Here is a 7753-nt window from a genome sequence, read left to right on the forward strand (position 1 = left end):
GCGTGTTACTGACCCACGCTCCTAGGCGTCTACTTGAAGCCGACGGAGAAGTCGTGGCCCCACAGGCTCACGGCGGTGGACTCCCGTGCCACCCAGTCCGAATCGTCGACCTGCACGCCCTCGCAGCCGTACTCGCAGTCGAATCCACCGGGCGTCTTCATGTAGAAGCTCAGCATCTTGTCGTTGACGTGCCGGCCGAGTGAGGCCGACATCCTGACCTTCTTGCGCAGTGCCCGGTCCAGCCCGAGTCCCACGTCGTCGGCCGACGCGACCTCGACCATCAGGTGGATGATCCCCGTGGGGTTGGGGAACGGGGTGAACGCCAGCGAGTGATGGCGGGGGTTGCAGCCGAGGAAACGCAGCCACGCGGGCTCCCCGTCGGCCGGTCGACCGACGATCTCCGGCGGCAGGCTCATCGAGTCACGGAGGGCGAACCCGAGGACGTCCCGGTAGAACTCCAGCGCCGCCGCCTCGTCCGGGGTGGAGAGCACGATGTGGCCCGCCCCCTGGTCGCCGGTGACGAACTCGTGCCCGTAGGGGGTCGGGATGCGGCGGTGCTGCAGAGCGATGGTGTGGTAGATCTCCAGCGTGAACCCGGCGGGGTCCTGGCAGGTGATCAGTCCGCGAACCCTGCGGTCCCGCTTCACCTCGTCCGGGGCGTCCTGCCAGGCCACCCCGGCCGCGTCGAGACGTCGCCTGACATCGTCGAGCTCCGCCTCGTTCGCGCACTCCCAGCCCACCGCGGCGAGCGCGTCCTCCGGTCCGGGGACGATGATCCACCGGTGCGGGTTCTCGTCCATACGGAAGTAGAGTGCATCCGGGTCGTCGCCCTTGCCCTCGACGAATCCGAGCACCTTGGTGCCGTACTCGCGCCAGGCGTCCATGTCGGTGGCGTAGATCCGCACGTATCCGAAGTTGCTTATTGCCATGCCAAGTCAGTCCTCTCGATCCGCTCGGGCGGATCAGACCATCGAATCCGTGACCTTTTCACCGAACTCGTTCTGTCCGTACATGATGTACGCCTTGGTCGCCTCGTTGGCCGCGTGCACCCGACCGGCGTTGGCATCGCGCCAGAAGCGCTGGATCGGCGAGGTGTCCTCGAGCGCGCGGGCGCCGGAGTTCTGGAACAGCAGCCCGATCGCGTCGATCGAGCGCTGGGTGGCGCGGACCTGGTCCCGACGGGCGCGGGTGCGGATGTCCATACCCGGGACGTCGCCGGCCTTGATCAGGTCCATCTCCTCGCGGACGTTCCGCATGAGCTGCAGCCACGCGGCGTCGATGTCACCCGCGGCCTCGGCGAGCCGGACCTTCGCGAACGGGTCGTCCTTGACCTTGGTGCCGAATGCGGCACGGACCCGCGCGCGCTGGTGCTCGCGGTGCACCTCGTAGCACCCGAACGCCATGCCGACGATCGGGGTGGAGATGGTGGTGGGGTGGATGGTGCCCCACGGCATGCGGTAGATCGGGTTGGTGTTGACCTCCAGCCCCGGGCTGGTCGTGTTGGCCATGTCACCGAAGGACAGCACGCGGTGCGCGGGGATGAGGGCGTCCTTGATCAGGATGTCGTTCGACCCGGTGCCCTTGAGTCCGGCGACGTGCCAGACGTCGAGGATCTCGTACTGGGACTTCTCCACCAGGAAGGTGCAGAAGTCGATCATCTTGCCGTTGCCGTCCAGCACGGGACCGCCCACGAACACCCAGTCGGCGTGGTCGCAGCCCGAGGACCAGGACCACTTGCCGTTGAGGAGGAACCCGTCGTCGGTCTTGGTGGCCGCGCCCATCGGGGCATAGGAGGAGGAGATGCGGACGGTGGTGTCCGAGCCCCACACGTCCTCCTGCGCCTGCTGCGGGAACAGGGCCAGGTGCCAGTTGTGGATCCCCAGGATGCTCGCGCACCACCCGGTGGACGGGCAGGCCGACGCGATGGTCATGGCAGCGGTGTAGAACGCCTCCATGTCCGCCTCGTACCCGCCCCACTGGGCGGGCTGACAGAGCTTGAAGAAGCCGGCCTCGTCGAGCTCCGCGATGTTCTGCGGATGGACCCTGCGCAGGTCCTCGGTCTCCTGCGCACGCTCGGCGAAACCGGGCAGCAGTGCTTTGATCCGGTCGATGACCTCGTGGTTGGCGTGCTCGCTCATGTGATCCCTCTCTGGCTTTTGTGGGCCGCTTGGCCTTAGACTAGAACACGTTACAGTTTTGCACCAGACTGAACCGCCCGGAACTCAGGCTATGGCACCCCGTGCCAGCGCCGACAGGGATTGGTTGTGACCGGCATCCCGATTCTATAACCTGTTCTCATCCGGCTCATGCCCTCAGGAGGATCATCATGACCGCACTCGGCTCGGCCCCCGGAGCTGTCCGCGAGATCGACACGGGCGAGACCCGGGATCGTTACGCGCGCGGCTGGCACTGCATCGGCACCGTCAAGGAGTTCAGCGACGGCGCCCCCCACTCCATCCAGGCCTTCGGCACCAAGCTGGTCGTCTGGGCGAACGACGAGGGTGAGATCAACGTCCTCGACGCCTACTGCCGGCACCTCGGCGGCGACCTCTCCGACGGGGAGGTCAAGGACGGCAACATCGCGTGCCCGTTCCACGACTGGCGGTGGGGCGGTGACGGCAAGTGCAAGGGCATCCCCTACGCCAAGCGCGTCCCGCTGCGCGCCAGGACCCGCGCCTGGATCACCAACATCCAGTCCGGCCAGGTCTTCGTCTGGCACGACCATGAGGGCAACCCGCCCCGCGACGAGGACGCGATCCCGGTCATCGCGGAGTACGGCACCGGCGAATGGACCGACTGGGAGTGGAACCGCCTCGTGATCGAGGGCTCCAACTGCATGGAGATCGTCGACAACGTGGTCGACATGGCCCACTTCTACTACATCCACTTCGCGTTCCCCACGTACTTCAAGAACGTCTTCGAGGGTCAGACCGCCACCCAGTACCTCAACACCAAGGGCCGGCCGGACCACGACCCGACGGGCGGCAAGTACGGCGACACCCTGCTCGAGTCCGAGGCGTCCTACTTCGGTCCGGCGTACATGATCAACCCCCTCAAGCAGATGTACGGGGACTTCGAGACCGAAGCGATCCTCATCAACTGCCACTACCCGATCGACCAGAACTCGTTCGTGCTGATGTACGGGCTGTCGGTGAAGAAGCCGGCGGGCTTCGACGACGCGACGGCCGCCAAGATGGCCGCGAAGATCGCCACCTTCTTCGGCGAGGGCTTCCTCCAGGACGTCCGCATCTGGCAGCGCAAGTCGCAGATCGCCAACCCGCTCCTGTGCGAGGAGGACGGTCCCGTCTACCAGCTCCGCCGGTGGTACGAGCAGTTCTACGTGGACCGCGACAAGGTCGAGCCCGAGATGCAGGAGCGGTTCGAGTTCGAGGTCGACACCACCGCCGCCAACCAGTACTGGGAGGGCGAGGTCGCCGAGAACATGCGCAAGCAGGAGGCCGGTGAGGCCGAGATCTCGGACGAGCAGACCCAGTACACCGGCATGGCCGAGGTCGCCGGGGAAGCGAGCGCCTCCCGCGCGGAGAAGTGATGTTCAAGCAACACGACTCGCGGCGCGCGCCCACCTGGGACGAGACCGACCCGGCGCGCGCCGCGCGGCTGCACGGCGACACCGATCTGGACCGCGAGACCTACACCCGGGCGGGTTTCCACCCCGTCGAGTGCCGCGCGTGCGGTACCTGTGTGTCCGTCCGGAAGAACAGCGAGAAGCACACCTCCATCCAGTGGACCGCGAGCAGTGACCGCGCGTGCCCCGTCCTCGCCGAATGGCGGGACGGCGGCGAGCGGCCGCAGGGGGAGGACACCTGCCCACGGATGCTCGCGAGCATCCGGTACGCCTACGCGGAGGGTCTGATCACCCTCGCCGAGGGTGTCGATCCTGCTGACGCCGATCACATGGTCAACCCCCTGTACGTCCCGGAGTGAGACGTCCCGGAGTGACCTCCCGCCCCGCCGCATTCAAGCGATAGGCTCCCAATCCATGACCGCCACCCCACAACTCGGCTCCTTCGTGCGCGAACTCTCGATCGCCGAGGTGATCGAGGAGACCGCCGACGCCAAGTCGATCGTCTTCGAGATCCCCGCCGGCGCCGAGGAGGACTTCCGGTACACCCCCGGACAGTTCCTGACCCTGCGGATCCCCAGTGACCAGACCGGGTCCGTCGCGCGGTGCTACTCGCTCTCGAGCTCCCCCACCGAGGACTCCCGGCTCAAGGTGACCGTCAAGCGAACGGTCGACGGTTACGGATCCAATTGGCTGTGTGACAACGCCGAGGTCGGCATGTCGATGCACGTGCTGGCCCCGTCGGGCATCTTCACGCCCAAGAACCTCGACCAAGACTTCATCCTCCTGGCCGCCGGCTCCGGGGTCACCCCGGTCATGTCGATCCTCAAGTCGGCGCTCGCCCAGGGCACCGGTCACATCGTCATGGTGTACGCCAACCGTGACGAGAAGTCGGTGATCTTCAAGGACGAACTGCAGGCCCTGCAGCGGGAGAACCCCGATCGGCTCACCGTGCTCCACTGGCTCGAGTCGGTGTCGGGCATCCCCTCCCCCGAGATGATCGGCAATCTCCTGCACCCGGTGGCGGCCAAGCGCCAGTCGTACATCTGCGGCCCGGCGCCGTTCATGGAGACCGTCAAAGACGGGCTCCGCCGCTCGGGTGCCGACATGCACCTCATCCACACCGAGGCGTTCTCCTCGATCGAGGGCGATCCGTTCGCCGAGATCGTGATCGACGACTCGCCTGGAGACGACGGCGCCGGGCCGGCCACGGCGATCGTGGAGCTCGACGACGAGACCCACGAGGTCTCGTGGCCCCGCAACACCCCGCTGCTCGACGTCCTGCTGTCGAAGGGCATCAAGGCGCCGTTCTCCTGCCGCAAGGGCGAGTGCTCCGCCTGTGCCTGCATTCTCAAGTCCGGCGAGGTCGAGATGATCCACAACGGGATCCTCGACCCGGAGGAGGTCGAGGAGGGGTACGTACTGAGCTGCCAGCTCCTGCCCAAGACCGATCGCGTCGAGGTCTCGTACTCCGAGTGACAGACTGCAGGGCGTGAACCACCCTGTCGTCACCTTCACCTCCCGATACGGCTCCACCCGCAAATACGCGGACGCTCTCGCCGAGAGGATCGGGACGCGCGCCGTGGATCTCGCCTCGATCGGGAACGCGGCCGCCGCCGACCCGTTGATCGTCCTCGCACCTCAATACGTCACGACGATCCTCGGTCGGCGACGCATCATCCGGGCGATCCGCTCGGCTCCGGGCCCCGCGGCCCTCGTCGTCGTCGCCCTGTCCCCCGCCGACGACCCTGGTCGCGGCACCCTCGCGCAGAAACTCGTGGCGGCCTCCGGTCGCGAGGTCACCGTCTTCCAGTTGCGCGGCGACCTGGACCCGGACCGGCTGCGGTGGGCGGACCGCGTACTCATGGCTGCCCTGCGCAGAGAACTGCGCAAGACGCCGGACGAACCGATGGCCCGCCTCCTGCTGAACCGCGAGCGGGTGGAGTTCGTCGACGAGTCCACCCTCGGGCCGATCGTGGACTGGGCGCAGGGTCACACCACGACCGGCACCTGACGGTCCCGTCGACGAACTGCCGCGTTCTGTACTGATGCGGTCTAGACGCCCGCCTGCTCCTTCTGGATCTCCAGCGCGATGTCGATCAGCTGGTCCTCCTGTCCGCCCACCAGGCGGCGCTCGCCCGCGCGGATGAGGATCTCCGATGAGGGCACGCCGTACCGGTTCGCGTGGCCCTCGGCGTGCTTGAGGAAGGACGAGTAACAGCCCGCGTATCCGAGCATCAACGCCGACCGGTCGACCACGCACTCGGTCGGCATGAGCGGCCGCACCACGTCCTCGGCCGCGTCGGCGATCTTGAAGAAGTCCACGCCGGTGGTGATGCCGAGCTTGTCGCACACGCCCACCAGTGCCTCGACGGGAGTGTTGCCGGCGCCGGCGCCGAAGCGGCGGGTCGAACCGTCGATCTGCTGCGCGCCGGCGCGGATGGCCATGATCGAGTTCCCGACGCCCACGTCGAGGTTCTCGTGCCCGTGGAAGCCGACCTGCGCGTCGTCGCCGAGCTCCGCGACCAGCGCGGCGACCCGGTCTGACACCTGGTCCATGACGAGCGCGCCCGCCGAGTCGACGATGTACACGCACTGACACCCCGCGTCGGCCATGATGCGGGCCTGCTTCGCGAGCACCTCCGGGGGTTGGGTGTGGCTCATCATGAGGAACCCGACGGTCTCCAACCCGAGCTCACGGGCGTATCCGAAATGCTGGATCGAGACGTCGGCCTCGGTGCAGTGGGTGGCGACCCGGCAGATCGACCCGCCGTTGTCCCGCGCGGCCAGGATATCGTCCTTGATCCCCAGTCCCGGCAGGGTGAGGAACGCGATCTTGGCCTGCGTGGCGGTCTCGGCCGCCACCTTGATGAGGTCCTGGTCGTAGGACTTGGCGAAGCCGTAGTTGAAGGACGCACCGCCGAGGCCGTCGCCGTGGGTGACCTCGATGACGGGGACCCCGGCCCCGTCGAGCGCCGCGACGACCTCGCGGACGTCGTCGACGGAGAACTGGTGCCGCTTGTGGTGCGAGCCGTCACGCAGCGACGAATCGGTGATGCGGATGTCGAGTTCAGGGCTGTACGCGCGGGCGTCTGCGTTGTACGGGTTGGTCCTGTCCATGGTCCTCACACTCCCAGCGTGGTGGTGGTGAGCTCGGTCCTGCCGAGCCGGGTCCGGGCGATGTCCTCGCCGACCTTCGTGGCGGCGGCGGTAATGATGTCGAGGTTCCCGGCATACGGCGGCAGGAAGTCCCCGGCCCCCTCGACCTCGACGAAGATGGCGACACGCGCCATCCCCCCGGTGATCTCGGTGGGCGGATCGAACTGTGGTTCCTGGAGCAGCCGGTACCCCGGCACGTACTCCTGGATCTCCTTCTCGCGCTTGCGGATGGCGGTGGTGATGAGGTCCTGGTCGGCGCCGGAGGGGATCGCGCAGAAGATGGTGTCGCGCATGATCATCGGGGGCTCGGCGGGGTTGAGGATGATGATCGCCTTGCCCCGCTTGGCGCCGCCGACCTTCTCGATGGCCAGCTTGGTGGTCTCGGTGAACTCGTCGATGTTCGCGCGGGTGCCCGGCCCCGCCGACTCGGAGGAGACCGAGGCGACGATCTCCGCGTATTCCACCGGGACGACCGAGGAGACCGCGTGGACCATCGGGATGGTGGCCTGGCCGCCGCAGGTGACCATGTTGTGGTTCGGCGCGTCGACGTGGTCGTGCAGGTTGGCGGGCGGGATGACCATCGGGCCCACCGCGGCGGGGGTGAGGTCGATGGCGGTGATGCCCGCGGCTTCGTAGCGGGGCGCGTAGGCCTTGTGGACGTAGGCGCTGGTGGCCTCGAACAGCAGGTCGGGCTTCTCGCCTCCCGCCTCGATCGCGGCCAGCAGTTCATCGGCCCCGCCAGACATGCAGGTCAGTCCGTGGTCTGCGGCGCGCTTCATCCCCTCGGACTCCGAATCGATGCCGATCATCCACTTGGGCTCGATGAACTCGCTGCGCTCGAGCTTGTACATAAGGTCGGTGCCGATGTTTCCCGACCCGACTATCGCGGCGGTGAGCATGGTCTTCTCTGTCATACCGACAGTCTCTCCACCTGTCTTCTCCGCCACAATCAGGCGTGCCGCTCAGCGGAACAGCTTGCGTGACGGAACCCGGAGTCGCCCGTCAGGCGGG

At 67.2% G+C, this 7753-nt stretch carries 8 protein-coding genes; 4 read left to right on the plus strand and 4 right to left on the minus strand.

Going from position 1 to position 7753, the window contains the following annotated elements:
* Positions 1–29: 29 nt before the first annotated feature.
* Positions 30–929 (minus strand): iron-dependent extradiol dioxygenase HsaC, encoded by a 900-nt coding sequence (hsaC, locus tag G6017_RS08845; RefSeq protein ID WP_182616990.1) that lies wholly within the window; start codon positions 927–929, stop codon positions 30–32.
* A 33-nt stretch (positions 930–962) separates the two neighbouring features.
* A complete protein-coding gene (gene hsaA / locus G6017_RS08850; protein WP_182616992.1) occupies positions 963–2138 on the minus strand; it encodes a 3-hydroxy-9,10-secoandrosta-1,3,5(10)-triene-9,17-dione monooxygenase oxygenase subunit in 1176 nt (391 codons plus the stop codon).
* Between the two features lie 188 nt (positions 2139–2326).
* On the opposite strand from hsaA, the gene G6017_RS08855 reads away from it, so the two are divergent.
* From G6017_RS08855 to G6017_RS08870, 4 genes are read left to right on the plus strand one after another with little or no spacing between them, the layout of a single operon-like run.
* Complete coding sequence (locus G6017_RS08855; protein WP_182616994.1) at positions 2327–3550, plus strand: 3-ketosteroid-9-alpha-monooxygenase, oxygenase component; 1224 nt, start codon at positions 2327–2329, stop codon at positions 3548–3550.
* Complete coding sequence (locus tag G6017_RS08860) at positions 3550–3945, plus strand: hypothetical protein (RefSeq protein ID WP_182616996.1); 396 nt, start codon at positions 3550–3552, stop codon at positions 3943–3945. The genes G6017_RS08855 and G6017_RS08860 overlap by 1 nt, the downstream gene beginning before the upstream one ends.
* Before the next feature lie 55 nt (positions 3946–4000).
* Positions 4001–5062: a ferredoxin--NADP reductase gene (locus G6017_RS08865; protein WP_182616997.1), complete on the plus strand. Its 1062-nt coding sequence runs from the start codon at positions 4001–4003 to the stop codon at positions 5060–5062.
* Positions 5063–5075: 13 nt separating this feature from the next.
* Positions 5076–5597, plus strand: a complete 522-nt coding sequence (locus G6017_RS08870) for a flavodoxin domain-containing protein (protein ID WP_182616999.1) — start codon at positions 5076–5078, stop codon at positions 5595–5597.
* Positions 5598–5638: 41 nt separating this feature from the next.
* Here G6017_RS08870 and dmpG read toward each other — a convergent pair whose 3' ends face one another.
* Together dmpG and G6017_RS08880 are read right to left on the minus strand one after the other, a co-directional pair.
* Positions 5639–6703, minus strand: coding sequence for a 4-hydroxy-2-oxovalerate aldolase (dmpG, locus tag G6017_RS08875; protein ID WP_182611030.1), 1065 nt, complete (start codon positions 6701–6703; stop codon positions 5639–5641).
* A gap of 5 nt (positions 6704–6708) precedes the next feature.
* Positions 6709–7656 (minus strand): acetaldehyde dehydrogenase (acetylating), encoded by a 948-nt coding sequence (locus G6017_RS08880; protein ID WP_182617001.1) that lies wholly within the window; start codon positions 7654–7656, stop codon positions 6709–6711.
* Positions 7657–7753: the final 97 nt, after the last annotated feature.

Origin of the sequence: Dietzia sp. B44, assembly GCF_014145245.1 — a bacterium.
GTDB classification, from domain to species: Bacteria; Actinomycetota; Actinomycetes; order Mycobacteriales; family Mycobacteriaceae; genus Dietzia; species Dietzia natronolimnaea.